Source organism: Pseudonocardia petroleophila (genome assembly GCF_014235185.1).
GTDB classification, from domain to species: domain Bacteria; phylum Actinomycetota; class Actinomycetes; order Mycobacteriales; family Pseudonocardiaceae; genus Pseudonocardia; species Pseudonocardia petroleophila.
This window is the reverse complement of sequence record NZ_CP060131.1, coordinates 3,398,926-3,423,931: the sequence shown is the minus strand read 5'-3', so window position 1 is coordinate 3,423,931 and position 25,006 is coordinate 3,398,926. Positions and strand designations below refer to the sequence as shown.

Here is a 25,006-nt window from a genome sequence, read left to right as displayed (position 1 = left end):
TCACGACGATAGCGCCAGTGCGCGCCCGAGGAGATCGGGTGCGGCGCCGTCGAGCCACCGCACCCGCCGGTCGCGCCGGAACCACGAGCGCTGGCGGCGGACGAACCGGCGCGTCGCGCGGACGGTGTCGGCGGCCGCGGTCGTCATCTCCCCGCCGGCGAGGATCTGCTGGTAGCCCAGCGCGCGCGACGCGGTGAGCCCGTCGCGCAGGCCCTCCAGCGACCGGGTCTCCTCGACGATCCCGGCGGCGAACATGCGGGCGACCCGGCGGGCCACGCGGACGTCGAGCTCGTCGGTGGGGCGGTCGATGCCGAGCAGCACCGCGTCGTAGCGCGGGACGGCGGAGTCGGGCAGCCGCGCCGGGAACGGCTTCCCGGTGAGCGCGACGACCTCCAGCGCCCGCACGATCCGGCGCCCGTTGCCGGGGAGCACGACGTCGGCCGCGGCCGGGTCGACGGCGGCGAGACGGGCGTGCAGGGCGGCCGGGCCGTGCGCGGCCAGCTCGGTCTCCAGCTCCGCGCGCAGGGCGGGGTCGGTGCCGGGGAACTCCAGCTCGTCGACGACCGACTGCACGTAGAGCCCCGACCCGCCCACCAGCACCGGGGTGCGGCCCGCCGCGAGCAGCGCCTCGATCACCGTGCGGGCGTCGCGCTGGTAGGCGGCGACCGACGCGGTCTCGGTGACGTCGAGGACGTCGAGGAGGTGGTGGGGCACGGCCGCGCGCTCGGCGGGGGTCGGCTTCGCGGTGCCGATGTCGAGGCCGCGGTAGAGCGCCATCGCGTCGGCGTTGACGATCTCGCCGCCCAGGTGCTGCGCCAGTGCCAGCCCCAGCGCGGACTTGCCGGTCGCGGTCGGCCCGGCCACGACGATCAGGCGCGGCACCAGACCGCCACGTGGTACCCGACGCCGTACGGGGCGCCGGACCAGAGCAGCTCCCCCGTCCAGCGCTGCCCGGCCGCGGCGGCGGCCAGCACCTGCCACGGGGCGCGCCCGGCCGCCCACAGGTCGTCGCCGAGTGCGGGGTCCAGCGCCGCGAGGGCCGCGGGGTCGGCGTCGCGCAGGGCGGCGGCGACGGCGTCGTCGAAGGGGCCGGAGCGCTCGTCGAGGTGGCCGGGGGCCTTCAGCGTGTGCTTGGCCGAGCCGTCGCCGACGACGAGCAGCCCCACCGGCTCCGTCGCCAGCTCGGCGCCCAGCGCCGCGCACTCCGCGGGCGGGGCGTCGGGGGCGACCAGCTCGCCGCGGACCCGTGCCCCGGTCCCGGCCGCGGCCCAGCCGGCGACCAGCAGCGGGAGCGGGAGGTCGGGGTCGACCGGGGCGGTCGATGCGGGGTCCAGCGCCACCACGACGTCGGCGCCGAACCCGACGAACGAGCCCCGGGTGTCCGGGCCGACGGTGCGCCGCCCGCCCGCGTCGGAGCCGACCGCGACCCACGACGAGGTCGCGGCGCCGAGCCGGGCGGCCGCGGCGCGGCAGGCGGCGCGCAGGTCGGCGGTCTCCGCGGCGGCGCCGCCCGCGAGCTCCGGCACGAGCAGCGGTGGTTGCGGCAGCACGACGACCATGGACGGCACGGGCCGAGCGTAGGCCCGGCTCCTCGTCGACCGGGAACGGCCGCTGGCGGCGCCGCCCGGCCGGGCGGTTCCCGTGCGCCCGCTGAGCTGTTTGAATCGCCGGACGGCCGCCGGTCACACGACCGGTCCCGGCCGCTGTGCACGGCCCCGCCACGGCGGGGCGCCCGCCGCTCGCGGTGGGCCGGACTACAGGAGGACACGGTGTCGGAGCAGCGCACGACGGAGGACCAGACCACCGGGACGACCCCGGTCCGGGAGGGCGCGGCCGATCCGCACGGGGGGTCCCCCGCCGACACCGGGACCGACCCGGCCCCCGTCGTCCCCGGCCCGCCGCCCGCCGCCACCCCGGACGCCGCCCCCCCGGACGCCGCCCCCGCGACCGACGCCGCCCCCGCCGCGGAGGCCGCCGCCCCCGTCGAGGTCGGCTCCGCAGCCGCCGTGCCGAGTCCCCCGGTCGCGCCGGCCCCGTCCGCGCCCGCCCCCCGGCCCGGGCCGCCCCGGCCGGCGCCGCGTCCCGGCCCGCCGCCCGCCGCGGCCCGCCCGGCCGCCCGGCCCGCCGCCGTCGCGGAGCAGGCGGAGCCGGTCGCGGCCGCCGCCCCCGTCGCCCAGCCGTCGCCGGTCACCGCCGCGAGCGCCGACCCGTCCCGCTGGGGCCGCGTCGACGACGAGGGCACCATCTACCTGCGCACCGACGACGGTGAGCGCGTCGTCGGGTCGTGGCAGGCCGGTGCCCCCGCCGAGGGCCTGGCGCACTTCGCCCGCCGCTTCGACGACCTGCTCACCGAGGTCGAGCTGCTCGCCGCCCGTCTGACGGCCGGCGGTGGGGACCCGAAGCAGACCCTCACCGCGGCCCGTGGCCTGCGCGGCGGGCTGGAGGAGGCGTCCGTCGTCGGTGACGTGCCGGGGCTCGCCGCCCGCCTCGACGAGGTGGTGGCGCTGGCCGAGCAGGGCGTCAGCGCGGCCCGCTCCGCCCGCGACGCCCAGCGCGCCGCGTCCGTCGCCCGCAAGGAGGAGCTCGCGGCCGAGGCCGAGGTGCTCGCCGCCGAGGCCACGCAGTGGAAGCAGGCGGGCGACCGCTTCACCGTGATCCTCGACGAGTGGCGCACCATCCGCGGCATCGACCGCAAGACCGACGAGCAGCTGTGGAAGCGCTTCTCCAAGGCCCGCGAGGCGTTCAACCGCCGCCGCGGCTCGCACTTCGCCGACCTCGACCGTCAGCGCAGCGCCGCCCGGGCGGCCAAGGAGGAGCTGGTCGTCGAGGCGGAGAAGCTCTCCGGTTCCGACGACTGGGGCCCCACCGCCGCCCGCTTCCGCGACCTGATGACGGAGTGGAAGGCCGCCGGGCGGGCCCAGAAGGACACCGACGACGCCCTGTGGCAGCGCTTCCGCTCCGCCCAGGACGCGTTCTTCGCCCGCCGCTCCGCCACCTTCGACGAGCGCGACGCCGAGTTCGCCGCCAACGCGGAGGCGAAGAAGGCGCTGCTCACCGAGGCCGAGAAGATCGACACCTCGGACCCGGCCGCCGCCCGCAACGCCCTGCGCCTGGTCCAGGAGCGCTGGGAGGAGATCGGCAAGGTCCCGCGTGACGACATCCGCCCGCTCGAGGCCCGGCTCAAGGCCGTCGAGGACAGGGTGCGGGAGGCGGGCGACCGCCAGTGGCGGCGGACCGACCCCGAGGCCGAGGCCCGGGTCGCGCAGTTCCGCGACCGCGTCGCGCAGTTCGAGGCCCAGGCGGAGAAGGCCGAGGCGGCCGGCGACGCCCGCCGCGCCGAGCAGGCCCGCAGCCAGGCCGACCAGTGGCGGGAGTGGCTCACCACGGCCGAGCAGGCCGTCCAGACCCGCTGACGATCACCGTCCCGGCGCGTTTCCGGCCACATCCGGCCGGGAACGCGCCGAACTGGCGATCATGGCCGGGAGACTTCCCCGAAACGCCCACGGCGAGGGGTGCCGGCCCGTCATCGTGCTGCGCATGGTGGCGAATCCCGGGGTACTCGGTCTGCTGGAGCGGCAGTACGGGCTGATCACGGCCGCACAGGCTGCGGTGCACGGTCTTCCCGGCCGCACGCTGCGGCGACGGGTTGCGGCCGAGGGATGGCAGCGACCCGCCCCGCGGGTCTTCCTCGCCGCCGGTCACCCGATCACGCCGCGCACGGAGATCGGTGCGGCCGCCCTGTGGGCCGGCGACCGCGGCGCCGTGTCCGGTCCGGCGGCCGCATGGTGGACGGGCATGCTCGACCGCCCACCGCAGGTCACCGAGGTGACGGTGCCGCGCCGGTCGGGGCTGCGGCCCTACCCCGGCGTCCGGGTCCGGCGGCGCGATCTGAGCCCCACCGACGTCGTCGGGATCGGGTACATGCGCTTCACCGCCGGTCCGCTGACCGCACTGGAGACGGCGATCGCCGTGCCGGAGGGATCGGTGTTCCTGGACCGTGCACTGCAGAGGCACGTGACGTTCCCGACCGTGTACCGCGCGTACTGCCGGAACATGGGCGCCGACGGGGCCGCCCGGATCGGTGTCCTGCTCACCGCCGCGGCCAACCGAGCCGACTCGGCCGCCGAACGGCTGCTGATCGCGATCCTACGGGCGGCCGGCCTGACCGGCTGGGAACGCGGTCGGCCGTTCGGGCCGTGGACCATCGACGTCGCGTTCCCGGACGCACAGGTCGCCGTCGAGGTGGACGGGTGGGCGTGGCACATGGACGTCGACCGGTTCCGGGCCGACCGCCACAAGGGCAACGCGCTGGTCCGTGCGCGGTGGGACCTGCTCCGCTTCACCTGGCACGACCTGACGCACCGCCCGGACTACGTCCTGGGCGAGATCCGGGCCGCCCTCGCCGCGGCCGCGCGTCCATGATCACCAGTTGGGTGCATCTCCGGCCGAGGATGGCCGCGAACGCGCCGAGACGGTGATCATGGGCGGAGCAGCGGGCGTCAGCGGCGCAGGGCGATGCTCGACCAGGACGCCGCCAGCACCACCATCGTGACCACCGCGAGGATCAGGCCGACGTGCGGGCCGGTGCCGCCGTCGAGCACCACGGTCTGCCGCGACCACACCGCCCACACCCCGGTGACGACGGAGATCCCGCTGCCGACCGCGCACACCCAGGCCAGGGCCCACCAGCGCGTCGACAGGGCCAGGGCCGAGCCGACGACGCCGATCCCGACGGAGGTGAAGGTGAACAGGCGCGGCAGCACCCCGAGGTCGGGGGCGAGTCCGGCGAGCACCTGCCAGCCCAGCACCGGGCCCGTCCACGGCAGGGCCAGCGAGGCCAGCAGGACGAGCACCGCGACCGACACCGTGACCGCGGTGCCGCCCGGGTCGGTGCGCCGCTCGATCGTGCGGGCGATGCCCCGCATCTCCGCGTCGAGCGCGCGATCCCGGTCGGTCATGCGCTCCTGGTCGGTCATGAGGTCGCTCCGCATCCGCTCGTGACGGGCAGCGGCGCGGGTGCGCCGAACCCGGGCAGACCCAACCCGGTGCCGCGCCCGGGGGCGACGGACGCGTCGCCGGCCCGCGTCCGCCGGTGCGAGCGCAGGGCTGCGTCCGAGACGAGGTGGTGCGGCGCTCCGTAGGAGATCTCGACCTCCACGACGTCACCCGGGCGGACGTGGGCGTCCCCCGGGGAGAAGTGCACCAGACGCCCGTCCCGCGCGCGACCCGACAGCCGGTGGGTGGCGCTGTCCTTCTTGCCCTCCCCCGCCGCGACGAGCACCTCGACGACCCGGCCCTCCAGCGCGCGGTTGGCCGCCCAGGAGATCTCCTCCTGCAGCGCGACGAGCCGCATGTACCGCTCCTGGACGACGGCCTTGGGCAGCTGGTCGGGCAGGTCGGCTGCGGGCGTGCCCGGGCGCTGGGAGTACTGGAAGGTGAACGCCGAGGCGAACCGGGCGGCCGCGACGACGTCGAGCGTGGCCTGGAAGTCCTCCTCGGTCTCGCCGGGGAAGCCGACGATGATGTCGGTGGTGATCGCGGCGTCCGGGAGCGAGGCGCGCACCTCGTCGATGATCGACAGGTAACGCGACGAGCGGTACGAGCGGCGCATCGCCCTGAGCATCCGGTCGGACCCGGACTGCAGCGGCATGTGCAGCTGCGGGCACACGTTCGGCGTCTCGGCCATCGCGGCGATGACGTCGGAGGTGAAGTCGCGCGGGTGCGGGGAGGTGAAGCGGACGCGCTCCAGCCCGTCGATCGACCCGCACGCGCGCAGCAGCTTCGCGAAGGCCTGCCGGTCGCCGAACTCCACCCCGTAGGCGTTGACGTTCTGGCCGAGCAGCGTCACCTCGAGCACGCCGTCGGCGACCAGCGCCTGCACCTCGGCGAGGACGTCGCCGGGGCGCCGGTCCTTCTCCGTGCCGCGCAGTGCCGGGACGATGCAGAACGTGCAGGTGTTGTTGCAGCCCACCGAGATCGACACCCAGCCGGCGTAGGTCGACTCGCGCCGCGCCGGCAGCGTCGACGGGAAGACCTCCAGCGACTCGGCGATCTCCACCTGCGCGGCCGCGTTGTGCCGCGCACGCTCCAGCAGGACGGGCAGCGCGTGCACGTTGTGGGTGCCGAACACGACGTCGACCCACGGCGCACGGCGGACGATCTCGGCGCGGTCCTTCTGGGCCAGGCACCCGCCGACGGCGATCTGCATGCCCGGGCGCTCGCGCTTGACCGGCGCGAGGTGGCTGAGGTTGCCGTAGAGGCGGTTGTCGGCGTTCTCGCGGACCGCGCAGGTGTTGAACACGACCACGTCGGCGCTGTCGTCGGTGGCGGATCGGGTGTACCCCGCCTCCTCGAGCAGCCCGGCCATGCGCTCGGAGTCGTGGACGTTCATCTGGCACCCGTAGGTGCGGACCGTGTAGCTGCGACTCACCGTCACAGGGTAGGCCTGGCAGGATGCGTCCATGGCGGCGGTCTCACGACGCACCGTGCTGGCCGCGCTCGCCGCGGCGGGCGCGGTGGGTGCCCTGCCGGGCTGCGCCGCCCCGTTCGCGCAGACCCGGCTGCGGCTGGCCACCGGCTCGGCCCGCGGCGTGTACTACCGCCTCGGGAGCGCGCTGGCCCGCTCGTGGCGCGCCGAGCTCGGGCTGGTCCGGACCCCGGTCGTGCTCACCACCGCGGGCTCGCTGGAGAACGTGGCGCTGCTCGCCGACGGCGCGGCGGAGGTCGTGTTCAGCCAGGTCGACGCGGCCGCGGAACGGCTGGTCGGGATCGCCGCGGACGACCCGGCCGCCCCGCGCGCACTGGCCCGGATCTACGACGACGTGCTGCACGTCGTGGTGCCCGCGGACTCGCCGATCACGACGGTCTCCGGGCTGCGGGGCGCGCGGGTGTCGGTCGGGGCGGCCGACTCGGGGGTGTCGGTGGTGGCCCGGCGCCTGCTCGACGCCGCCGGGCTCGGGGCCTCCGACGTGCAGGGCGTGCAGCTCGGCCTCGACGACTCCGTCGACGCGATGGCCGAGGGCTCCGTCGACGCGTTCTTCTGGTCCGGCGGGCTGCCGACCCCCGCCGTCGAGCAGCTGGCCGCGGTCGTGCCGATCCGGCTGCTGGACCTCACCGAGGACGGCGTGCTCGACGCCGTCCGCAGGCGGTTCCCGGTCTACGCCCCGGGCACCGTCCCCGCGCGGGGCTACCCCGGGATCACGACGCCGGTCACGACCATGCTGGTGCGCAACCTGCTGCTCGTCGCCGCCGCGATGCCCGACGACCTCGCCCGGTCACTCGTCGAGGTGCTCTTCGCCGAGCAGGAGCAGCTCGCGCAGGCCGGGCCGGCGGCGCTGACGATCGACCCGCGCGCCGCGATCGGCACCGAGCCGGTGCTGCTGCACCCCGGGGCGGAGCAGTTCTACCGGTCCGAGCGGGGCTGACCGGCCGCGAGCGCCCGCCGCTCGTCGATCTCGGCCGTCATGTGGTGCATCGCCCCGGCGTACAGCGCACCGGCGACCTCCTGCAGCGGGTGCAGGTGCCCGACCAGCTCCAGCACCACGAGCCCGTGCATCCGGGCCCGCAGCTCCAGGAAGTAGGCCAGCGCGCCCGCCGGCAGCGGGATCTGCGGCGGCGCGGCGCCGTCGATCGCCTCCGCACCCGGTGCGAGCGGGACCGCCGCGAGCTCGGCCGGGGTCCAGCCGTCGAACACCACGTCGACGAAGGGCGCCGCGAGCCGCAGCGCGGCCTCGCCGGTCCCGCTGTCGGGGACCGGGGCGAAGCCCGGCACCGGCGTGCCGTAGAGCAGCAGGAACTGGGCGCCGTGGGTGAGCGCCCACTCCCGGAACGCCGACGTGGCCGCCCAGCGGCGGGCGGCGGGCGGGGCGCCGCGGGAGGAGTCGGCCGCGGCCTGCACCGCATCGGCGAGCGCGTGGTGCGCGTCGTCCATCAGGGCGGTGAGCAGGGCGTCGCGGCTGTCGAAGTAGTGGTAGAGCGACTGCACGGTCATCCCGACGGCCCGCGCGACGGCCCGCAGCGACAGCGCGCCCGGCCCGACCTCCGCCAGCTGCGCGACCGCCGCCTCCTTGATCTCGCGGACCGTCTCGGCCCGCCGCCGGTCCCGTACAGCTGACACCTTCAGAACTCCTTGACAGTGTTAGTCGGGCATCGCACACTGACGCCGTTCACCGAGACTAACAGTGTCAGGGGAAGCTCATGACCGCCGTCCTCTCCGACGCCCGGCGCGGCCACCGCGGCCTGTACGGGTTCGCGATCGCCATGACCGCGCTCACCGCCGTCCTGCTGCTCGCCGCGGTGCTCGACCAGCGCACGCTGCTCGGCGCGCCGCTGTGGTTCAAACCGCTGAAGTTCAGCATCTCGCTCGCCGCGTACTCCTTCACGCTGGCCTGGATGCTCGGCCAGCTCCGCGAGCCCGCGCTGCGGCGGGCCGGCTGGGCGATCACGACGGCCGGGGCGATCGAGATCCTGATCATCGTCGGCCAGGCCGCGCGCGGCGTGCGCAGCCACTTCAACGACGACACCCTCGGCGACTCCCTGCTGTTCGCCCTCATGGGCGTGACGATCGTGGTGCTCTGGCTGGCGACCGCCGCCATCGCATTGCGGTTCCTGCGCGAGCCGGGGCGCGACCGCGCGGCCGGTACGGCGATCCGGCTGGGGCTGGTCGTCGGGCTGCTCGGCATGGGGGTCGGGTTCGTCATGTCGGCGATCGGGTCGCACGCGGTCGGCGTCCCCGACGGCGGCCCGGGGCTGTTGCTCGTCGGCTGGAGCACGACGGGCGGCGACCTGCGCATCGGGCACTTCGTCGGCATGCACGCCCTGCAGGCGCTGCCACTGCTCGCCGCGGCGCTCGCGGCGACCGGGCGGTACTCCGAGGCGGCGCGCACGCGGATCGTCACCGTCGCCGCGGTCGCCTACGGCGCGGTGGTGCTGCTGCTGACCTGGCAGGCGCTGCGCGGGCAGCCGCTGCTCGCCCCGGACGCGCTCACCCTGGGCGCGCTCGCCGTGGTCGTGCTGGGCGCCGCCGGGGCGCTGGTCGCCGGCCGGGCGCGGGTGCCGGCGTGAGCGCGGGGACGCTGTTCGCGCTGGCCTTCCCGCTCGCGCTGCCGTTCTGGGCACTGATGATCCTGGCCCCGACCTGGTCGTGGACGCAGCGGATCGTCGCCTCGCCGCTGATCGTCGTGCCGGCCGCGCTCGTCTACGCCCTGGCGGTGCTGCCCGAGCTCGGCACGGTGCTGCCCGCCGTCGCGGACCCGCGGCTCGCGGGCGTCGCCGCCCTCCTCGGGACGCCTGTCGGCGCGGCGGCGGGCTGGGCGCACTTCATCGCGTTCGACCTGTTCGTCGGCCGCTGGTGCCACCTCGACGCCCGCGAGCGCGGCGTCCACCCGCTCGTCATGGCGCCGGTGCTGCTGCTGACGATCCTGCTCGCCCCGCTCGGGCTGCTCGCGTACCTGGCCGTGCGGGCACTGGCGCCGGCGCGGCCGGCGGTGCCGGCCTGAACCTCAGGCCCGCGGCAACCGCGCCACCACCCGCAGCCCGCCCCCCGACGGCAGCTCCAGCAGCAGCTGCCCTCCCCCGAGCTCGACGGTCCGGGCCGCGATCGCCAGCCCCAGCCCCGATCCCTCGGTGTTGATCTGGCCGGGGCTGCGCCAGAAGCGGTCGGTGGCGCGGTCGAGCTCGTCGGGGGCGAGCCCCGGGCCGGTGTCGCGCACCGCGATCTCGACGTGGTCGCCGCGCACCGCCGTCCGCACCGTCACCGTGCCGCCCGCCGGGGTGAACTTGACGGCGTTGTCGAGCACCGCGTCGAGCACCGTCTCGACGGCCCCCGCCGGCCCGGTCGCCCGCAGCCCGCGCGGCCCGTCGCGCACGAGCTCGAGGCCGCTGTGCTCGGCGAGCGGGCGCCAGGCCTCCAGCCGGTCGTCGACGCCGTCGTCGACCGCGAGCGGGACCAGCGGGACCGTGCGCTCGGCGCGCGCGAGGGCCAGCAGGCCGTCGAGCAGGGTGGACAGGCGCTCGGCCTCCTCGAGCGCGGCGACGTGGTCCTCGGCCGCGTCGGCGTCGACGCGGCCGTGCAGGTTGGACAGCCGCAGGCTCAGCGCGGTGAGCGGGTTGCGGAGCTGGTGGCTCGCGTCGGCGACGAACGCGCGCTGCGCGGAGTAGGCCTGCGTCACCTGCTCGGCCATGCGGTCGAACGACGCGGAGAGGCGGCGCAGCTCGGGCGGGCCGGAGTTGTCCGACACCGGGTCGGGTCGCGCCCCGGCGAGCACGGCTGCGGCGACGCGCCCGGTGCCCTCGTCGAGGCGCCGCACCGGGCGCAGGATCCAGCGCACCACCGGCAGCGCGACGAGCACGCCGAGCGCGAGCGCCACCAGCGCGGCCACCGCGACCAGCGACCACGTCCGCAGCTCGTCGGCCCGCACCGCCGCCGTGGAGGAGATCGTGACGACGACCCCGCGGACCTCGGTGTCGGCGAGCACCGGCTCGGCGAGCACCAGCGGGCGGTCGTCCCACGGCAGGATCAGCGGGTACGGCTTCGACGGCTGGCGGGCCAGCGCGAGGGTGACCCGTTCGCGGCCGTTCTCGTCGAGGACCGGGGCGGGGGTGCGCGAGGCCACCACCGCGTCGCCGGAGGTGTCGAGGACGAGCACGGCGTCGCCGTAGATCTCGTCGTAGCGGCGCAGCGCGGCCTCGAGCTGGGAGGTGTCGGCCTCGGTGAGCGGGCGCTCGGCCGACGAGGCGTAGTAGATGGTGTCGATCAGCCGGTTGGTGAACAGGTCCTGCTGCGACGCCGCGGCGCTGGCCAGCGCCAGCGGCACCCCGAGGCCCGCGGCGAGCAGCCCCACCACGAGGACCATGATCACCAGCAGCCGCGCCCCCACCGCTCACTCCGCCCCGGGGAGCCCGAGGCGGTACCCGACCCCGCGGACGGTCTGCACCAGCTCCGGCCGCCCGAGCTTGGTGCGCAGCGTCGCTACGTGCACGTCGAGCGTGCGGTTGGCCCCCGCCCAGGTCCGGCCCCACACCTCGGCCACGATCCGGTTCCGCGTGCACACCGCCCCGCCCGAGCTCGCCAGCAGCGCGAGCACCTGGAACTCCTTGCGGGTGAGCGTCACCGGCCGGTCCCCGACGGCGACCGTGTGCCGGGTGAGGTCGACGCGCACCCCGTCGACCTCGACGACGTCGGCCACGCCCTCCGTCGCCGACTCCACCCGCCGCCGCCGGTACACCGCGTGCACCCGCGCCACGAGCTCGCCGATGTCGTAGGGCTTGACGAGGTAGTCGTCGGCACCGGAGTGCAGGCCGAGGATGCGGTCGTCGACCTCCCCGCGCGCCGACACCACGATCACCGGCACCTCGCTGGCGGCCCGGATCGCGCGGCAGACGTCCACGCCGTCGACGTCGGGCAGGCCCAGGTCGAGCAGCACGACGTCGACGCCGGCGAGCGCGTCGACCGCCCCGCGGCCGTGCGAGAGGCGGGTCGTGGTCATGCCGTGGCGGTGCAGCGCCGGGCGCAGCGCCGCCGCGATCCGGTCGTCGTCCTCCACCAGCAGGATGTGCACGCGCCCCAGTCTCCCCGAGATCTCGTTATCGCAGCGAAACCCTATGGGTGCCTCAAGATGCTGGACTGTGGTGTCCGATTCGCCCTAGCGTCCCGCCATGCTCGGAGGCACCCGTGAGTGATACCCCCATGATCCGCATGGCGTCCGTCGACAAGCACTTCGGCGACCTCCACGTCCTGCGCGACATCAACCTCGACGTGGAGCCGGGACAGGTCGTGGTGGTCCTCGGACCGTCCGGCTCCGGCAAGTCGACGCTCTGCCGCACGATCAACCGGCTGGAGCCGATCGACTCGGGCACCATCCAGGTCGACGGCACCGACCTCCCCGCCGAGGGCAAGGCGCTGGCCGGGCTGCGCGCCGACGTCGGCATGGTGTTCCAGAGCTTCAACCTGTTCGCGCACAAGACGATCCTGGAGAACGTCACGCTCGCACCGCTGAAGGTGCGCCGGACGAACAAGGCCGAGGCCGAGAAGAACGGCCTCGCGCTCCTGGAGCGCGTCGGGATCGCGAACCAGAAGGACAAGTACCCCGCCCAGCTCTCCGGCGGCCAGCAGCAGCGCGCGGCGATCGCCCGCGCACTGGCGATGAAGCCCAAGGTCATGCTGTTCGACGAGCCCACCTCCGCGCTCGACCCGGAGATGGTCAACGAGGTCCTCGACGTCATGACGACGCTGGCCAAGGAGGGCATGACCATGCTCGTGGTCACCCACGAGATGGGCTTCGCCCGCCGCGCCGCGCACCGCGTCGTGTTCATGTCCGACGGCGAGATCGTCGAGGACGCCGCACCGGAGACGTTCTTCTCCCAGCCCACCTCGGACCGTGCCAAGGACTTCCTCGGCAAGATCCTGTCCCACTAGCTCCGCCCCGACGGAAGGACCCGCCCCACCATGCGCCTCTCCACCCTCTCGAAGGTCGCGGCCACCGTCGCGGCCGTCGTCCTCACGGCGACCGCCTGCGGCGGCGCCCCCGCCGAGAGCTCCGGCCCGCCGGTCGCCGACGCCCCCACCTTCGAGGCGGGCACGACGATGGCGCGGCTGGCCGAGGCGGGCGCCCTGCGCGTCGGCACCAAGTTCGACCAGCCGGGCTTCGGGCTGCAGGGCCTGGACGGCACCCCGACCGGCTTCGACGTCGAGATCGCGAAGATCATCGCGGCCGGCCTGGGCATCGGCCCGGACGGCATCACCTACACCGAGGCGCCGTCCGCGCTGCGCGAGGAGGTGCTCGAGACCGACCGCGTCGACATCGTCGCCGCCACGTACACGATCAACGACGCCCGCAAGGAGCGCATCAGCTTCGCGGGCCCGTACTACGAGGCCGGCCAGACCCTGATGATCCGCAGCGACTACACCGCGGTCACCGACAAGGAGTCGCTGCGCGCCTCCGGTGCCCGGGTCTGCACCGTCGCCGGGTCCACCCCCGAGAAGAACATCGCCGAGTTCATCGACCCGGCCCAGCTGACGACGTTCGACGTCTACAGCAAGTGCGCCGACGCCCTGCGCACGAACCAGGTCGACGTCGTCACCACCGACAACGTCATCCTGACCGGCTTCGTCGCCGACAGCGACGGCGCGTTCAAGCTGGTCGGCGAGTCCTTCACCGCCGAGCCCTACGGCATCGGCATCACCAAGGGCGACGTCGCGTTCTGCGAGTTCATCAACTCCACCCTGCAGGCCGCCGCCGCCGACGGCAGCTACGCCGCGGCGTGGGACTCCACCGCCGGCGAGATCTCCGGGGAGCCCGCTCCCGAGCTGCCCGAGCTCGCCGCCTGCAGCTGATCGCGGCCGAGCGTCCGATCATCTGAGCGACGTCGTCGGGGACGTCGACCCGTAGCACCGGGTCGACGTCCCCGACGTGCTCCGACAGTCCCACTCGAACCAGGAGGACCGGCGTGAACGCCGTCACCGACAACCTCGGGCTGTACGGGACGGGGGTGCTGACCACCCTGCAGATCTCCCTGCTCTCCGGGCTCGGGGCACTCGTCCTCGGCACGATCATGGCCGGGTTCCGGGTCTCCCCCGCCCCGCCCCTGCAGTGGGTGGGCAGCGCCTGGGTCACCGTGCTGCGCAACACCCCGCTCAGCGTCGTGCTGTTCACGATCGCGTTCGGGCTGCCCGAGATCGGGGTCAACGGGTCGTTCTTCTGGTTCGGGGTCACCGGCCTCGCGCTCTACACCTCGGCGTTCGTCTGCGAGGCCATCCGCAGCGGCATCAACTCGGTGGCCCCCGGCCAGGCCGAGGCCGCCCGGTCGGTGGGCATGACCTTCGGCCAGACGCTGACCGTCGTCGTCCTGCCCCAGGCCGTCCGCACCGTGGTGCCGCCGCTCGGCAACGTCCTCATCGCGATGATCAAGAACTCCGCGATCGTCGGCGCCGTGGGGGTCGGCGGCGACCTGTACTCCGTCGGGGTGCAGCTCACCGGGGCCGGCGGGCTCGCCGTGATCCCGGTGCTGATCGGGGTCGCACTGGGCTACCTCGTCCTGACCATCCCGGCGGGCCTGCTGCTGGGCCTGGCCGAGCGGAAGGTGGCGATCGCGCGATGAGCGAGCCTGCGAGCGAATCACCGGTACAGCGCCTGCGCGAAGCGCCGAGCTCGCGAAGCGAGGGAGTGCGATGAGCGTCCTCTACGACATCCCGGGGCCGCGGTCGCGGCGCCGGATCCTGATCGGCAGCCTGATCGCGGGCGCCGTCGTGCTGGCGGTCCTCGTGGTGGTGGTCCTGCGGCTGGCCGAGCAGGAGCAGTTCACCGCGGAAAAGTGGGGCCCCCTGCTCGACCCCACGACCGAGGAGTTCCCGCTGGTCTGGCAGCGCATCGGGCTGGGCCTGCAGGCCACGCTCGCCGCGGCGGCGCTGGCGGTCGTGTTCTCGCTGGTGGTCGGCACCCTGCTGGCCGTGACCAGGCTGGTCAGCGCCCCGTGGTACCGCTGGCTGGTCGTCGGCGTGGTCGAGCTGCTGCGCGGCCTGCCGGTCGTCGTGACGATCTTCTTCGCGGCGCGCGCCCTGCCGGCGCTCGGGATCGACCTGCCGATCCTCGCCTACCTCGTCATCGGCCTCACCCTGTACAACTCGGTGATCATCGCCGAGATCGTCCGGGCGGGCGTGGCGTCGCTGCCCCGCGGCCAGGCGGAGGCCGCCGCGGCGGTGGGGATGACCCGGGGCCAGAGCCTGCGGCTGATCCAGCTCCCCCAGGCGTTCCGGGTGATGCTCCCGGCGCTGATCAGCCAGCTCGTCGTGGTGCTCAAGGACACCGCACTGGGCTTCATCATCCTCTACCCGGAGCTGCTGCGGACGGCGCAGATCATCGTCCAGACGACCAAGAACCCGCTGCAGATGTTCTTCGTCGTCGCGATCATCTTCATCGTCATCAACTACGCACTGAGCCGGCTGGCCACCTACGTGGAGAAGCGCCTGTCGCGCAGCACGACGACGCCCACCGGTGCCGCGCCCGCACCCTCGGCCCAGGAGGGGGCGCTGGTCTAGAGGTTCTCGATCGCCACCGGCTCGATGCCCTCGGCCGCGGGCAGCTCGAAGCCGAGGATCTGCGCGTAGAAGCTCAGCTCGGCGTCCAGCGCCCGGCGGATGTTCTCCGCGCGCCGGAAGCCGTGCTGCTCGCCGTCGAAGAGCAGGTAGGCGACGGGGACGCCCGTGGAGCGCAGCGCGTCGACGATCATCTCCGACTGCGCGGGCGGCACGATCGCGTCCTCCGCCCCCTGCAGCACGATCAGCGGGGCGGAGAACTGCGCGAGCTGGTGGATCGGGGAGCGCTCGACGTAGGTCTCGCGGTCCTGCGGGTACGGGCCGACGAGCCGGTCGAGGTAGCGGCTCTCGAACTTGTGGGTGTCGCGGGCCAGCGCCTCGAGGTCGGCGACGCCGAAGTGGTCGGCGCCCGCCGCGAACGGCGACCCGGGGCGGGCCAGCGCGGAGAGCACGGTGAACCCGCCTGCCGAGCCGCCGCGGATGAGCAGGCGGGCGGGGTCGGCGCGGCCGGTGTCGGCCAGGCGGCGGGCCACGGCCAGGCAGTCGGCGACGTCGATCACGCCCCACTGCCCGAGCAGCTCCTCGCGGTAGGCGCGGCCGTAGCCGGTGGAGCCGCCGTGGTCGACGCTGACGACGGCGAACCCGCGGCTCGTCCAGTACTGGGTGGCCACCGAGAACGAGGACGACGCCGCGGCCGTCGGGCCGCCGTGGATGACGACGAGCAGCGGCGGCGCGTCGCCCTCGGGGCCGGTGTGGGTGGCGCTGGCCGGGGCGTAGTAGAGGGCGTGCGCGGTGCGCGGCTCGCCCCCGGCGTCGACGGACGGGAAGCTCAGGTGCTCGGCGACCGCGACGCCGGCCGGGTCGAGACCCAGGTCGCGGGGGGCGCACAGGGTGACGACGACGGTGTCGGAGTCGGGGCCGGGCGGCGTGACGCGGTGGACGCCCGGCTCGGCGGTCGGCGTCCCGGCGACGACGACGGCCGAGCCGCCCGCCGAGCGCACGGCGCCGACCTCGCAGAACGGCAGGTCGAGGTCGGCGATCAGGCCGCCGGTGCCGCGCACGGCGAGGGCGTCGGAGCCGGCGCGGCGGCGGGCGAAGACCACCGCGCCGTCGGCGAGCACGGCGTAGCGCGAGCCGGCCAGGCGCCACTGCGGCACCCCGACCTCGGCGTCGATCCGCACGATCGGCTCGATGTCGGAGCCGGGCAGCCAGCGGTAGAGGTTCCACCAGTCGGTGCGGTCGGAGACGAACCACAGCGAGCCGTCCGGCTGCCAGGACGGCTCCGCCACCGACTCCCACGGCCCGCCCGCGACCACGGTCTCCTCCCCCGTCGCGAGATCGCGGACGACGAGCTCGACGGCGTCCCACGGCATCGACGGGTGGTTCCACTGCAACCAGGCCAGCGTGGTGCCGTCGGGGCTCAGCCGGGGCGCGGCGACGAAGTCGGGCCCGGTGACCAGCACCTCCGGCTCATCGGTCGGCACGTGCGCGGTGAGGCGGACGACCTCGTTGCGGGGCTCACCGTCCCCGTGCCGCTCCCGGACGCAGACGATCACGTCGCCGTGGACGTCGCCGTCGGCGTAGCGGTCGCCGCGCTCGACCGCGGGGACCGGGGTCAGGGGCTCGGCGGTGCCGTCCGCCAGCCGGTACAGGCGCTGGTCGGCCCACTCGGTGAACCAGATGACGCCGTCCTGCACCCACCAGGCGCCGCCGCCGTACTCGTGCACCCCGGTGCGGGCGTTCGACCCGGCGGGCAGCAGGTCCCCGACGGAGCCGTCGGCGGCCCGGCGGACCAGCTGGGTGCGGCCGCCGTCGGCGGGCCGGGCCTCCGACCAGTACACCTCGGCCCCGTCGACACGGACCTCGGCGAGCGAGACGGCCGCGGCGACGACGAGCTCGGAGGTGATCGGGGTGGGCCAGGATCCGAACGGAGCGGTCGTCACGGCCCCAACGCTAGTGTCTCGCCGTGCGGAAAGCGCTCCACAGCAGCGCCACCGCCTCCCGCGCCGCCCCCGGTCGCACGACGGGCAGCACGCCCACCGCGCCGGTCAGGCCCGTCCACCAGCGCACGGTCCCGTCGCGGCGGACGGTCCCCAGCGCGGGCGTGGCGCAGCGGCGCACCGCGGCCGGGACCGACGCGGGAAGGTCCGGATCGCGACAGGTGCGCACCGTGACGGGGACGCGCAGCAGCTCGGGCAGCTCGCGGGCGATCTCCGAGCAGCTCGGGCAGGACACGTCGTAGACGGCGACGACCGAGACCGTTCTCACCCCGCCAGCATGACCGCCGCCAGCGCGCCCACCACCGTCAGGGCCAGCAGCGGGCGCACCCAGCGCTCCGCACCCGTCCACACCTCGGTCCAGCCGCCGTCGGAGCTCCAGGCGTTGGACAGCAGCGGCATCGCGAGGCGCCCCAGCGCGAACCCGCCCGCGACGGCGAACGCTGCCGGGAACGGGACGACGAGCACGACCGCGAGCAGCACCAGGTGCGGCAGCGCCGACGGCGAGTAGGTCCGCATCCCGGTGCCCATCTCGAACCCGAACTGCAGCGCCCCCCACTCGCGCAGGTGCTGCACGTCCTCGGGCACCAGCCGCGCGTTCTCCGGCACCCGGAACGACAGCAGCCCGCACTCGCGCAGCAGCACCGCGAGCGCGGCGACGCCGAGCAGGCCCCAGCGCACGGGGGCGGGCACGAGCGCCTGCGGGATCGCGCCGACGACGCCCGCGACGAACGCCACGAGCACCGCACCGAGGAGCAGGCCGGCACCGAAGTACCGCACGACCGGGGAACCGCGCCAGACCGACGCGCTCAGCAGGAACGCCGAGTTGTGGCTTCAAGTGCTGCCGGAGTTGGCGAAGCCGGCCCCGGCGCCGGCCACCGCGGCCAGCAGGAACACCGCGGGGAGCCACGCGCCGAGCAGCGCCAGCCCGAGCAGCAGCACCGCGGTCGTCGCGGGGTGCAGGGCGGCGCGGACGGGCATCGCCGCGGGTCAGCGCCCGGCGAGCGAGCGCGCGCCGAGACCGCCCAGCAGGCCGCCCCCGCGGCGGCCGTCGCCACCGCCGGGCTCGCTGCGACCGCCGTCCTCGTCGTCGGAGCCGGACCCGGACCCGGAGCCGGAGCCGCTCGTCGGCTCCTCCGGGGCCTGCGGCTCCGGGGTGTTCGCGGGCGACCCGGCCGGCACGGGGCAGGCGGCGATCGTGATCCCGCGGTACTCGGTGCCGTCGGCGTACACGACCGAGGTGGTGGCGTCGGAGCAGCGGTGGCCGTTCCAGCGCCAGGCGTTGCGGCCGTGGCAGCTCTGGGTGACCCGCGTCGACTCGAAGGCGTCGGGCCCGTCCTTGTAGCTGCCCTCGCGGTGGTAGCCGTCGGAGCAGGGGAACCCGCCGCGGCGCCAGCCGCCGTAGCACAGGGCGGTGCCGGTGGAGGGCCAGTTGTCGGCCTCCTCGCGGTAGCTCTCCGGCTTGCAGCCCAGGTGCTCGGACCTGTCGTCGCCCTCGGTGCTCGGCTGGGCCGCGGCGGCCTCGCGCCGGACCAGGTACCAGTCCAGCGGCACCAGCGCGGCGGCGGCCGCGGCGATGATCAGCCCGCGCAGCACCGTGCGGCGCCCGGGGCGCACCGCCCGGATCCGGGCGACGACCGCGCTGGGCGTCGCGCCCGCGGGCGGCTGCGCCGCCGTGGGGATCTCGTCGAGCCGTGTCATGCCCGGGTCACCTCGTGTTCCGCGATCAGGTCGAGCAGCAGGCCGCGGACGTCGGTGTCGGCGTAGACGAAGCGGCGGTGGGTCACGACGCCACGGGCGTCGAGGGCGAGCACGGTCGGCGAGTAGCCCTCGAACAGCTCGGCGCGGACGTCGTGGTCGACGACGAGCTCGGCGAGGCTCTCCCCGAACCCGGCCCGGTCGGCCACCGCGGCGAACCGCAGGCCCGGCCGGCTGACCTCCCCGAGCAGGGCGTGGACCTCGTGGCACTGGGAGCAGTCGGCGTCGACCACCGCGACGAGGGCTCCGCTCTCCCCCGGCCGGGGCCGGACCGCCGCGGGTGCCGGGCGGCCGACGACGGGGGCGTAGCCGGACAGCTCGGCGGCCCGGCCGGACTCCAGTGCGCGCACCCGCGCGTAGACGGCGACGAGCGCGACCAGGGCGAACAGCGCGACGAGCAGGGCCAGCAGCGCGACGGCGAGGGGCAGGGTCATGTCAGGCCGTCCACCGTCCGGTCAGGGTGCCCAGCGCGTCGACGACCTGGTCCTCGCTCATCGAGGTGGCCGCGCGTCCGGACTCCGGGCCGAGCAGCACGAGGTCCATCGCGAGGCTGTCGCCGGCGAGGATGAACCGCCACCGGTGCGGGCTGTCGGGGGCCAGCGCGGCGGCCCGGTCGTCCAGCAGCCGTCCGGCCCGCCACAGCTCGCCGCCCGGCAGCGCGAGGCCCGACCACTCCGGCAGGCTCGGCAGCACGTCGACGGAGCGGCGGACGATCAGCGTCGCCGCCTCGCTGTGCCCGATCAGGGCGACGTCGGGCTGCGACACCAGCAGCGGCGACGCCGCCGTCAGCGCCGCGCCGCGCGGGCCGTCCTCGTAGCGGAAGGACGTGAGCATCGTGCTGACGCCCATCAGGTCCGGGGCCGGGCCGCCGAACCAGGTGGTGGCCTCGTGGTGCGGGCCCGCGAGGACGAGCGCGGACTCGGAGCGGTCGCGCGCCTCGTAGACCACGGCGTCGTAGCCGCGCATCGGCTGCACGCGCTCCGTCGCCCCGGGCAGCACGTGCGTCGGGATCGCGCGGTGCTGGCCGAGCGGGGCCAGGAAGAACTGCCGGGACAGGTGCGGGCCGGAGAAGCGGGTGGTGCCGAACCACCGGAACTCGCCGAACGCGTCCGGGACCTCGAGGTCCACCGGGGCGCCGGAGGGGGCGACCAGTGAGACCGCCCGGGTGGTCGAAGCCACGATCGCGTCCTCCAGGTGCGTCACGGGAACCGGGTGGCTCCCACCCCGTCCAACGAGGGGGGACCGGCGACGTGACGCGGCCGCCCGGGTTCATGAGCTGCGCCGTTCGGGTGGTCACCGGGGTAGCGTGGCCGGGGCCCGCACCGCCGCCGCGAAAGGTCCGAGATGACCGAACCGACCCCGCATCCGGAGCCGATCGACGCCGAGAACGTCCCGGCCGAGGAGATTCCACCGGTCACGGCCCCGCGTCCCGATTACGACGAACACGGCGTTCCGAGCTTCGACTACGTCCGTGACCGGATCGAGGGTCGGCACGCGGCGTCACAGGGAGCGACCGAGCTGGCCGACGCGACACCGGAGGGCCGCAGCGTCGACGAACGGTTCACCGAGCGTGAGCGGGCGGCGAAGGCGAGGCTCGACGAGATCCGCCGCTCGATGGGCTAGCCGGTCGCCACCGCGGCGGTGAGGGCGAGCAGGGCCCGGCTCGCGGGCACGTCGATGCCGTGTCGCCCGGCCAGCCCGACCACCGCGCCGGTGAGCCCGTCGGCCTCCAGCCGGCGTCCGGCGACGCGGTCCTGCAGCATCGAGCTCGTCGACCCGGCGGGCAGGCCCTGCAGCCAGCGCAGCGTCTCCTCGGCCGCGCCGTCGGGGAGGTCCGCCCCCTCCGCCCGTCCCACCGCCGCGGTCTCGCGCAGCGCGGCCAGCGCCAGCTCCGCGACGGCGGGCTCGCGCAGCACCTCGACGCGGCGCATCGTCAGCGCGGTGATCGGGTTGGCCGCCACGTTGGTGAGCAGCTTGCGCCAGGCCGCGGTGCGGAAGTCGGGCTCGGTCTCCACGCGCAGCCACGTCAGCGCGAACAGCTCCGCGGCGCGCCGGCCGCACGGGTCGTCGGCGAGCACCAGCTCGCGCTCGGTGCGCCGGGCGCGCACCCGCCCGGGCCCGGTGCGCTCGGCGTTGACGTAGACCAGCGCGGGCGCGACCCGGTCCCGCAGCTCCCCGGGCACGCGGTCGGCGTGGTCGACGCCGTTCTGCGCGGCGACGACGACCGAGTCCGGTCCGGTCAGCGCGACGAGCCAGGGCGCGACCGACGCCGTCTGGTGGATCTTCGTGGCCAGCACGACGTGGTCGGCCCGTCGTGCGGCGGCGGGATCGACGGCGACGGGGACCCGGTGGGTGCGGGTGCCGCGGTCGTCGTCGGTGAGGGTGACGGCGTCCAGCGGCGAGCGGGCGCACAGCACGACGTCGAGCCCCGCCTCGACGAGGGCGACGGCCAGCGTGCACCCGACCGCCCCGGCCCCCACGACGGCTACGCGCACCGGCACCCCTCCCCTGATCGCCGCACGGCCACCGTCCCGCAGTCGGACTGCGCGACGGTGGCCGTGCGACGACCCGGGGGCGGGTGGCCTACGACTCGCCCCGCTTGAAGATCTTGCTGCCCAGCCACACCAGCGGGTCGTACTTGCGGTCGACGACGCGCTCCTTGAGCGGGATCAGCGCGTTGTCGGTGATCTTGATGTGCTCGGGGCAGACCTCGGTGCAGCACTTGGTGATGTTGCAGTACCCGAGGCCGTGCTCCTCCTGCGCCGCCTTCTGCCGGTCGGCGGAGTCGAGGGGGTGCATGTCGAGCTCCGCGATCCGCATGAGGTAGCGCGGGCCGGCGAAGTTCTCCTTGTTCTCCTCGTGGTCGCGGACCACGTGGCAGGTGTTCTGGCACAGGTAGCACTCGATGCACTTGCGGAACTCCTGGCTCCGCTCGACGTCGACCTGCGCCATCCGGTAGTCACCGGGCTCGACACCTTCGGGCGGCGCGAAGGACGGGATCTCGCGCGCCTTGGTGTAGTTGAACGACACGTCGGTGACGAGGTCGCGGATCACCGGGAACGTCCGCAGCGGCGTGACGGTGATGACCTCGTCCTCGGCGAAGGTCGACATCCGCGTCATGCACGCCAGCCGCGGGCGGCCGTTGATCTCGACGCTGCACGAGCCGCACTTGCCGGCCTTGCAGTTCCAGCGCACGGCCATGTCCTGGGCCTGGGTGGCCTGGAGGCGGTGGATGATGTCGAGGACGACCTCGCCCTCGTTCACCTCCACCGGGTAGTCGACGAGCTCGCCCTTCTCCTCGTCGCCGCGCCAGACGCGGAAGTGCTGGTCGTGGGTCATGCCTTCTCCCCCTTGTCGGCCGCCGAATCAGCGCGGTGGCCGCCCAGCTCCTCGCCGGTGTAGTACTTCTTCAGCTCGTCGAGCTCGAACAGGTCGAACAGCTCGGGCCGCATCGGGACCTGCTCCTTGCGGACCAGCTCGACGTTGTCCTCGCCGAGCGCGGACAGCTGCAGCAGGACGTGGCGCCAGTCGGAGTCCATCACCGGGTAGTCGTCGCGGGTGTGCCCGCCGCGGCTCTCCTGGCGCTCCAGCGCCGCCTTCGCGACGCACAGCGACACGAGCAGCATGTTGCGCAGGTCCAGCGCGAGGTGCCAGCCCGGGTTGAACACCCGTGCCCCCTCCACGCTGACGGTCCGCGTGCGCGTCGCGATGTCCTCCAGCGCCTTGAGCGCCAGCTCCATCTCGTCGGCCTTGCGGATGATGCCGACCAGGTCGTTCATCGTCTTCTGCAGCTCCTGGTGCACGACGAACGGGTTCTCCCCGCCCTCCGTGGCGCTGGAGAACGGCAGGAGCGCCCGCTGCTCGGCCTCGGCGACGTCGTCGGTGAGCACCGCGGGACGCGTCCCGCCCAGCCCGTCGACGTACTCGCTCGCCCCGGCGCCGGCGCGGCGGCCGAAGACCAGCAGGTCCGACAGCGAGTTGCCGCCGAGCCGGTTGGAGCCGTGCATGCCGCCGGAGCACTCCCCCGCGGCGAACAGGCCGGGCACGACGGACATGCCGGTGTCGGGGTCGACCTCGACACCGCCCATGACGTAGTGGCAGGTCGGCCCGACCTCCATCGGCTCCGCGGTGATGTCGACGTCGGCCAGCTCCTTGAACTGGTGGTACATCGACGGGAGGCGCTTGAGGATCTCCTCCTTCGACCGCCGCGAGGCGATGTCGAGGTACACGCCGCCGTGCGGGGTGCCGCGACCGGCCTTGACCTCGGAGTTGATCGCGCGCGCGACCTCGTCGCGGGGCAGCAGCTCCGGGGGGCGCCGGTTGTTGTCCGGGTCGTCGTACCAGCGGTCGCCCTCCTCGGGCGTCGTCGCGTACTGGTCCTTGAACACGTCCGGGATGTAGTCGAACATGAACCGCTTGCCGTCGGAGTTCTTGAGGATGCCGCCGTCGCCGCGCACCGACTCCGTGACCAGGATCCCCTTCACCGAGGGCGGCCAGACCATGCCCGTCGGGTGGAACTGCAGGAACTCCATGTTGATCAGCGTGGCGCCCGCGCGCAGGGCCAGCGCGTGCCCGTCGCCGGTGTACTCCCAGGAGTTCGACGTGACCTGGTAGCTCTTGCCGACGCCGCCCGTGGCCAGCACGACGGCCGGGGCGTCGAAGCGGACGAACTGCCCCGTCGACCGGTAGTAGGCGAACGCGCCCGCGATCTTCCCGTCGGCCTTGAACAGCTCCGTGATCGTGCACTCGTGGAAGACGCGGATGTTCGACTCGTAGTCGCCGGTCTCCTTGTAGTCCTCCTGCTGCAGCGACACGATCTTCTGCTGCAGGGTGCGGATCAGCTCCAGGCCGGTGCGGTCGCCGACGTGCGCGAGCCGCGGGTAGGTGTGCCCGCCGAAGTTGCGCTGGCTGATCTTGCCGTCCTTGGTGCGGTCGAACAGCGCACCGTAGGTCTCCAGCTCCCAGACGCGGTCGGGCGCCTCCTTGGCGTGCAGCTCGGCCATCCGCCAGTTGTTGAGGAACTTCCCGCCGCGCATGGTGTCGCGGTAGTGGACCATCCAGTTGTCGTTGCTGTTGACGTTGCCCATGGCGGCCGCGCAGCCGCCCTCGGCCATCACCGTGTGGGCCTTGCCGAACAGCGACTTCGAGATGATCGCGGTCCGCTTGCCCTGGGCGCGGGCCTCGATGGCCGCGCGCAGCCCGGCGCCACCGGCCCCGATGACGATGACGTCGTAGTCGTGCTTCTCGATGTTCTCGCTCATGTCAGATCACCCCACGATCCGCAGGTCGGAGATCCAGCCGGCCGCGAGGGCCATGACGTAGAAGTCCGTGATGGCCAGCGTCGCCAGGGTGAGCCAGGCGAGCTGCATGTGCTTGGCGTTGAGCTTCGAGACGAACACCCAGCTCTTGTAGCGCGCGGGGTGCTTGGAGAAGTTGTTGATCCGGCCGCCGACGATGCTGCGGCAGGAGTGGCACGAGATCGTGTACGCCCACAGCGCGATCACGTTGAGCAGCAGGATGATGTTGCCCAGGCCGATGCCGGTGCGGAACGACAGGATCGCGTCGTAGGTGTTGATCAGCGAGATGATCGCGGCGGCGTAGAAGAAGTAGCGGTGCAGGTTCTGCCCGAGTAGCGGGAAGCGCGTCTCGCCGGTGTACTTCTTGTGCGGCTCGGCCACGGCGCACGCGGGCGGCGACAGCCAGAAGGCGCGGTAGTACGCCTTGCGGTAGTAGTAGCAGGTGAGCCGGAACAGCAGCAGGAACGGCAGCGTCAGCGACGCGTACGGCAGCCACCAGACGTCCGGCAGGAACTGCCCGAAGTGCGACGCCTCCGGGACGCAGCCCACCGAGAAGCACGGCGAGTAGAACGGGGTCAGGTACTCGTACTCCCCGACCCAGTAGTTGTCCTGCTGGAAAGCGCGGACGGTCGCGTAGACGACCCAGGCCGCGAGCCCGGCGAAGTTGAGCAGTGGCGGGAGCCACCAGCGGTCGGTGCGCAGCGTCCTGGCCGAGATCTGCGCCCGGCCTCCTGCCGCGTCTGTGGTGGATGACACGTCGTTGGGGTCCTCGTCTTCCGCGGTCGAAACTTCGCGGAGCCTACGACGTAACGCTCACCACTTCAGTGACGGGTCGGGAACAAAACCCGTGGTCGAGACGGGAGTCACATCCGGCGCGGCGCACCGGGACACGACGGGCGGCCCGGCCCCCGTGGGGGTCGGGC

Annotated in this window: 28 protein-coding genes; 10 read left to right on the top strand and 18 right to left on the bottom strand. The window is 74.3% G+C overall.

Annotated elements, in window-relative coordinates:
• On the bottom strand, nucleotides 1–882 hold the full coding sequence (gene miaA / locus H6H00_RS17040) for a tRNA (adenosine(37)-N6)-dimethylallyltransferase MiaA (RefSeq protein WP_185716746.1): 882 nt from the start codon (nucleotides 880–882) through the stop codon (nucleotides 1–3).
• The gene (locus H6H00_RS17035; RefSeq protein ID WP_185722510.1) at nucleotides 870–1,559 is read right to left on the bottom strand and encodes a class III extradiol ring-cleavage dioxygenase family protein; all 690 of its coding nucleotides are present in this window, start codon (nucleotides 1,557–1,559) and stop codon (nucleotides 870–872) included. The genes miaA and H6H00_RS17035 overlap by 13 nt, the downstream gene beginning before the upstream one ends.
• Before the next feature lie 210 nt (nucleotides 1,560–1,769).
• On the opposite strand from H6H00_RS17035, the gene H6H00_RS17030 reads away from it, so the two are divergent.
• Together H6H00_RS17030 and H6H00_RS17025 are read left to right on the top strand one after the other, a co-directional pair.
• The gene (locus tag H6H00_RS17030; RefSeq protein WP_255425227.1) at nucleotides 1,770–3,413 is read left to right on the top strand and encodes a DUF349 domain-containing protein; all 1,644 of its coding nucleotides are present in this window, start codon (nucleotides 1,770–1,772) and stop codon (nucleotides 3,411–3,413) included.
• Nucleotides 3,414–3,537: 124 nt separating this feature from the next.
• Complete coding sequence (locus H6H00_RS17025) at nucleotides 3,538–4,422, top strand: DUF559 domain-containing protein (RefSeq protein ID WP_185716745.1); 885 nt, start codon at nucleotides 3,538–3,540, stop codon at nucleotides 4,420–4,422.
• 77 nt (nucleotides 4,423–4,499) lie between these two features.
• Here H6H00_RS17025 and H6H00_RS17020 read toward each other — a convergent pair whose 3' ends face one another.
• A complete protein-coding gene (locus tag H6H00_RS17020; RefSeq protein WP_255425226.1) occupies nucleotides 4,500–4,976 on the bottom strand; it encodes an Rv2732c family membrane protein in 477 nt (158 codons plus the stop codon).
• Nucleotides 4,973–6,430, bottom strand: a complete 1,458-nt coding sequence (miaB, locus tag H6H00_RS17015; protein ID WP_379539701.1) for a tRNA (N6-isopentenyl adenosine(37)-C2)-methylthiotransferase MiaB — start codon at nucleotides 6,428–6,430, stop codon at nucleotides 4,973–4,975. The genes H6H00_RS17020 and miaB overlap by 4 nt, the downstream gene beginning before the upstream one ends.
• Before the next feature lie 31 nt (nucleotides 6,431–6,461).
• Here miaB and H6H00_RS17010 point away from each other — a divergent pair, with 31 nt between their 5' ends.
• Nucleotides 6,462–7,424, top strand: coding sequence for a TAXI family TRAP transporter solute-binding subunit (locus H6H00_RS17010; protein WP_185716743.1), 963 nt, complete (start codon nucleotides 6,462–6,464; stop codon nucleotides 7,422–7,424).
• Here H6H00_RS17010 and H6H00_RS17005 read toward each other — a convergent pair.
• The gene (locus H6H00_RS17005) at nucleotides 7,403–8,116 is read right to left on the bottom strand and encodes a TetR/AcrR family transcriptional regulator (protein WP_185716742.1); all 714 of its coding nucleotides are present in this window, start codon (nucleotides 8,114–8,116) and stop codon (nucleotides 7,403–7,405) included. The genes H6H00_RS17010 and H6H00_RS17005 overlap by 22 nt on opposite strands.
• An 80-nt stretch (nucleotides 8,117–8,196) precedes the next feature.
• Here H6H00_RS17005 and H6H00_RS17000 point away from each other — a divergent pair, with 80 nt between their 5' ends.
• Nucleotides 8,197–9,063, top strand: a complete 867-nt coding sequence (locus H6H00_RS17000) for a hypothetical protein (protein WP_185716741.1) — start codon at nucleotides 8,197–8,199, stop codon at nucleotides 9,061–9,063.
• Entirely contained in the window at nucleotides 9,060–9,497 is a 438-nt protein-coding gene (locus tag H6H00_RS16995; RefSeq protein ID WP_185716740.1) for an ABA4-like family protein, read from the top strand. Before H6H00_RS17000 ends, H6H00_RS16995 begins: the two co-directional genes overlap by 4 nt.
• A gap of 3 nt (nucleotides 9,498–9,500) precedes the next feature.
• On the opposite strand, the gene H6H00_RS16990 is transcribed toward H6H00_RS16995, so the two are convergent.
• Together H6H00_RS16990 and H6H00_RS16985 are read right to left on the bottom strand one after the other, a co-directional pair.
• Nucleotides 9,501–10,877, bottom strand: a complete 1,377-nt coding sequence (locus H6H00_RS16990) for a sensor histidine kinase (RefSeq protein WP_185716739.1) — start codon at nucleotides 10,875–10,877, stop codon at nucleotides 9,501–9,503.
• 3 nt (nucleotides 10,878–10,880) lie between these two features.
• Nucleotides 10,881–11,558 carry a response regulator transcription factor gene (locus H6H00_RS16985; protein ID WP_185716738.1) on the bottom strand — a complete coding sequence of 226 codons (678 nt, stop codon included), beginning with the start codon at nucleotides 11,556–11,558 and terminating at the stop codon, nucleotides 10,881–10,883.
• 128 nt (nucleotides 11,559–11,686) lie between these two features.
• Here H6H00_RS16985 and H6H00_RS16980 point away from each other — a divergent pair, with 128 nt between their 5' ends.
• From H6H00_RS16980 to H6H00_RS16965, 4 genes are all read left to right on the top strand, one after another.
• A complete protein-coding gene (locus tag H6H00_RS16980) occupies nucleotides 11,687–12,415 on the top strand; it encodes an amino acid ABC transporter ATP-binding protein (RefSeq protein ID WP_185722507.1) in 729 nt (242 codons plus the stop codon).
• A 30-nt stretch (nucleotides 12,416–12,445) separates the two neighbouring features.
• Complete coding sequence (locus H6H00_RS16975; RefSeq protein ID WP_185716737.1) at nucleotides 12,446–13,333, top strand: glutamate ABC transporter substrate-binding protein; 888 nt, start codon at nucleotides 12,446–12,448, stop codon at nucleotides 13,331–13,333.
• Between the two features lie 113 nt (nucleotides 13,334–13,446).
• Nucleotides 13,447–14,097, top strand: a complete 651-nt coding sequence (locus H6H00_RS16970; protein ID WP_185716736.1) for an amino acid ABC transporter permease — start codon at nucleotides 13,447–13,449, stop codon at nucleotides 14,095–14,097.
• A gap of 70 nt (nucleotides 14,098–14,167) precedes the next feature.
• Nucleotides 14,168–15,034, top strand: a complete 867-nt coding sequence (locus tag H6H00_RS16965; protein ID WP_185716735.1) for an amino acid ABC transporter permease — start codon at nucleotides 14,168–14,170, stop codon at nucleotides 15,032–15,034.
• Here the strand turns inward: H6H00_RS16965 and H6H00_RS16960 are convergent.
• Genes H6H00_RS16960 through H6H00_RS16930 form a run of 7 tightly spaced genes read right to left on the bottom strand, consistent with a single transcriptional unit; the run spans nucleotide 15,031 to nucleotide 19,965 of the window.
• Complete coding sequence (locus tag H6H00_RS16960; RefSeq protein WP_185716734.1) at nucleotides 15,031–16,974, bottom strand: S9 family peptidase; 1,944 nt, start codon at nucleotides 16,972–16,974, stop codon at nucleotides 15,031–15,033. The genes H6H00_RS16965 and H6H00_RS16960 overlap by 4 nt on opposite strands.
• Before the next feature lie 10 nt (nucleotides 16,975–16,984).
• Nucleotides 16,985–17,299: a hypothetical protein gene (locus H6H00_RS16955; protein WP_185716733.1), complete on the bottom strand. Its 315-nt coding sequence runs from the start codon at nucleotides 17,297–17,299 to the stop codon at nucleotides 16,985–16,987.
• Entirely contained in the window at nucleotides 17,296–17,808 is a 513-nt protein-coding gene (locus H6H00_RS16950; RefSeq protein ID WP_185716732.1) for a hypothetical protein, read from the bottom strand. The genes H6H00_RS16955 and H6H00_RS16950 overlap by 4 nt, the downstream gene beginning before the upstream one ends.
• A 54-nt stretch (nucleotides 17,809–17,862) precedes the next feature.
• On the bottom strand, nucleotides 17,863–18,009 hold the full coding sequence (locus tag H6H00_RS16945) for a hypothetical protein (RefSeq protein ID WP_185716731.1): 147 nt from the start codon (nucleotides 18,007–18,009) through the stop codon (nucleotides 17,863–17,865).
• A 9-nt stretch (nucleotides 18,010–18,018) separates the two neighbouring features.
• The gene (locus H6H00_RS16940) at nucleotides 18,019–18,729 is read right to left on the bottom strand and encodes a hypothetical protein (protein WP_185716730.1); all 711 of its coding nucleotides are present in this window, start codon (nucleotides 18,727–18,729) and stop codon (nucleotides 18,019–18,021) included.
• Nucleotides 18,726–19,220, bottom strand: a complete 495-nt coding sequence (locus H6H00_RS16935) for a hypothetical protein (RefSeq protein ID WP_185716729.1) — start codon at nucleotides 19,218–19,220, stop codon at nucleotides 18,726–18,728. Before H6H00_RS16935 ends, H6H00_RS16940 begins: the two co-directional genes overlap by 4 nt.
• A 1-nt stretch (nucleotide 19,221) precedes the next feature.
• On the bottom strand, nucleotides 19,222–19,965 hold the full coding sequence (locus H6H00_RS16930) for a hypothetical protein (RefSeq protein ID WP_185716728.1): 744 nt from the start codon (nucleotides 19,963–19,965) through the stop codon (nucleotides 19,222–19,224).
• A gap of 165 nt (nucleotides 19,966–20,130) precedes the next feature.
• Here H6H00_RS16930 and H6H00_RS16925 point away from each other — a divergent pair, with 165 nt between their 5' ends.
• Nucleotides 20,131–20,409 carry a PspA/IM30 family protein gene (locus tag H6H00_RS16925; RefSeq protein WP_185716727.1) on the top strand — a complete coding sequence of 93 codons (279 nt, stop codon included), beginning with the start codon at nucleotides 20,131–20,133 and terminating at the stop codon, nucleotides 20,407–20,409.
• Here H6H00_RS16925 and H6H00_RS16920 read toward each other — a convergent pair.
• The 4 genes from H6H00_RS16920 to sdhC form a co-directional block, all read right to left on the bottom strand.
• A complete protein-coding gene (locus H6H00_RS16920) occupies nucleotides 20,406–21,281 on the bottom strand; it encodes a 2-dehydropantoate 2-reductase (RefSeq protein WP_185716726.1) in 876 nt (291 codons plus the stop codon). The genes H6H00_RS16925 and H6H00_RS16920 overlap by 4 nt on opposite strands.
• An 88-nt stretch (nucleotides 21,282–21,369) precedes the next feature.
• Nucleotides 21,370–22,125, bottom strand: a complete 756-nt coding sequence (locus H6H00_RS16915) for a succinate dehydrogenase/fumarate reductase iron-sulfur subunit (RefSeq protein WP_185716725.1) — start codon at nucleotides 22,123–22,125, stop codon at nucleotides 21,370–21,372.
• Nucleotides 22,122–24,047, bottom strand: coding sequence for a fumarate reductase/succinate dehydrogenase flavoprotein subunit (locus H6H00_RS16910; protein ID WP_185716724.1), 1,926 nt, complete (start codon nucleotides 24,045–24,047; stop codon nucleotides 22,122–22,124). Before H6H00_RS16910 ends, H6H00_RS16915 begins: the two co-directional genes overlap by 4 nt.
• A 6-nt stretch (nucleotides 24,048–24,053) precedes the next feature.
• On the bottom strand, nucleotides 24,054–24,839 hold the full coding sequence (sdhC, locus tag H6H00_RS16905; protein WP_185716723.1) for a succinate dehydrogenase subunit SdhC: 786 nt from the start codon (nucleotides 24,837–24,839) through the stop codon (nucleotides 24,054–24,056).
• Nucleotides 24,840–25,006 lie beyond the last annotated feature (167 nt).

Excerpts from the sequence above, each read along its gene's own strand:
- H6H00_RS17000 (WP_185716741.1), top strand. The coding sequence starts at position 8,197 with ATGACCGCCGTCCTCTCCGACGCCCGGCGCGGCCACCGCGGCCTGTAC.
- H6H00_RS17010 (WP_185716743.1), top strand. The coding sequence starts at position 6,462 with ATGGCGGCGGTCTCACGACGCACCGTGCTGGCCGCGCTCGCCGCGGCG.
- H6H00_RS16935 (WP_185716729.1), bottom strand. The coding sequence starts at position 19,220 with ATGACCCTGCCCCTCGCCGTCGCGCTGCTGGCCCTGCTCGTCGCGCTG.
- H6H00_RS16940 (WP_185716730.1), bottom strand. The coding sequence starts at position 18,729 with ATGACACGGCTCGACGAGATCCCCACGGCGGCGCAGCCGCCCGCGGGC.
- H6H00_RS17025 (WP_185716745.1), top strand. The coding sequence starts at position 3,538 with ATGGTGGCGAATCCCGGGGTACTCGGTCTGCTGGAGCGGCAGTACGGG.
- H6H00_RS16915 (WP_185716725.1), bottom strand. The coding sequence starts at position 22,125 with ATGACCCACGACCAGCACTTCCGCGTCTGGCGCGGCGACGAGGAGAAG.
- H6H00_RS17020 (WP_255425226.1), bottom strand. The coding sequence starts at position 4,976 with ATGACCGACCAGGAGCGCATGACCGACCGGGATCGCGCGCTCGACGCG.
- H6H00_RS16925 (WP_185716727.1), top strand. The coding sequence starts at position 20,131 with ATGACCGAACCGACCCCGCATCCGGAGCCGATCGACGCCGAGAACGTC.
- H6H00_RS16910 (WP_185716724.1), bottom strand. The coding sequence starts at position 24,047 with ATGAGCGAGAACATCGAGAAGCACGACTACGACGTCATCGTCATCGGG.
- H6H00_RS16980 (WP_185722507.1), top strand. The coding sequence starts at position 11,687 with ATGATCCGCATGGCGTCCGTCGACAAGCACTTCGGCGACCTCCACGTC.
- H6H00_RS16945 (WP_185716731.1), bottom strand. The coding sequence starts at position 18,009 with ATGCCCGTCCGCGCCGCCCTGCACCCCGCGACGACCGCGGTGCTGCTG.
- H6H00_RS17035 (WP_185722510.1), bottom strand. The coding sequence starts at position 1,559 with ATGGTCGTCGTGCTGCCGCAACCACCGCTGCTCGTGCCGGAGCTCGCG.
- H6H00_RS16965 (WP_185716735.1), top strand. The coding sequence starts at position 14,168 with ATGAGCGTCCTCTACGACATCCCGGGGCCGCGGTCGCGGCGCCGGATC.
- H6H00_RS16975 (WP_185716737.1), top strand. The coding sequence starts at position 12,446 with ATGCGCCTCTCCACCCTCTCGAAGGTCGCGGCCACCGTCGCGGCCGTC.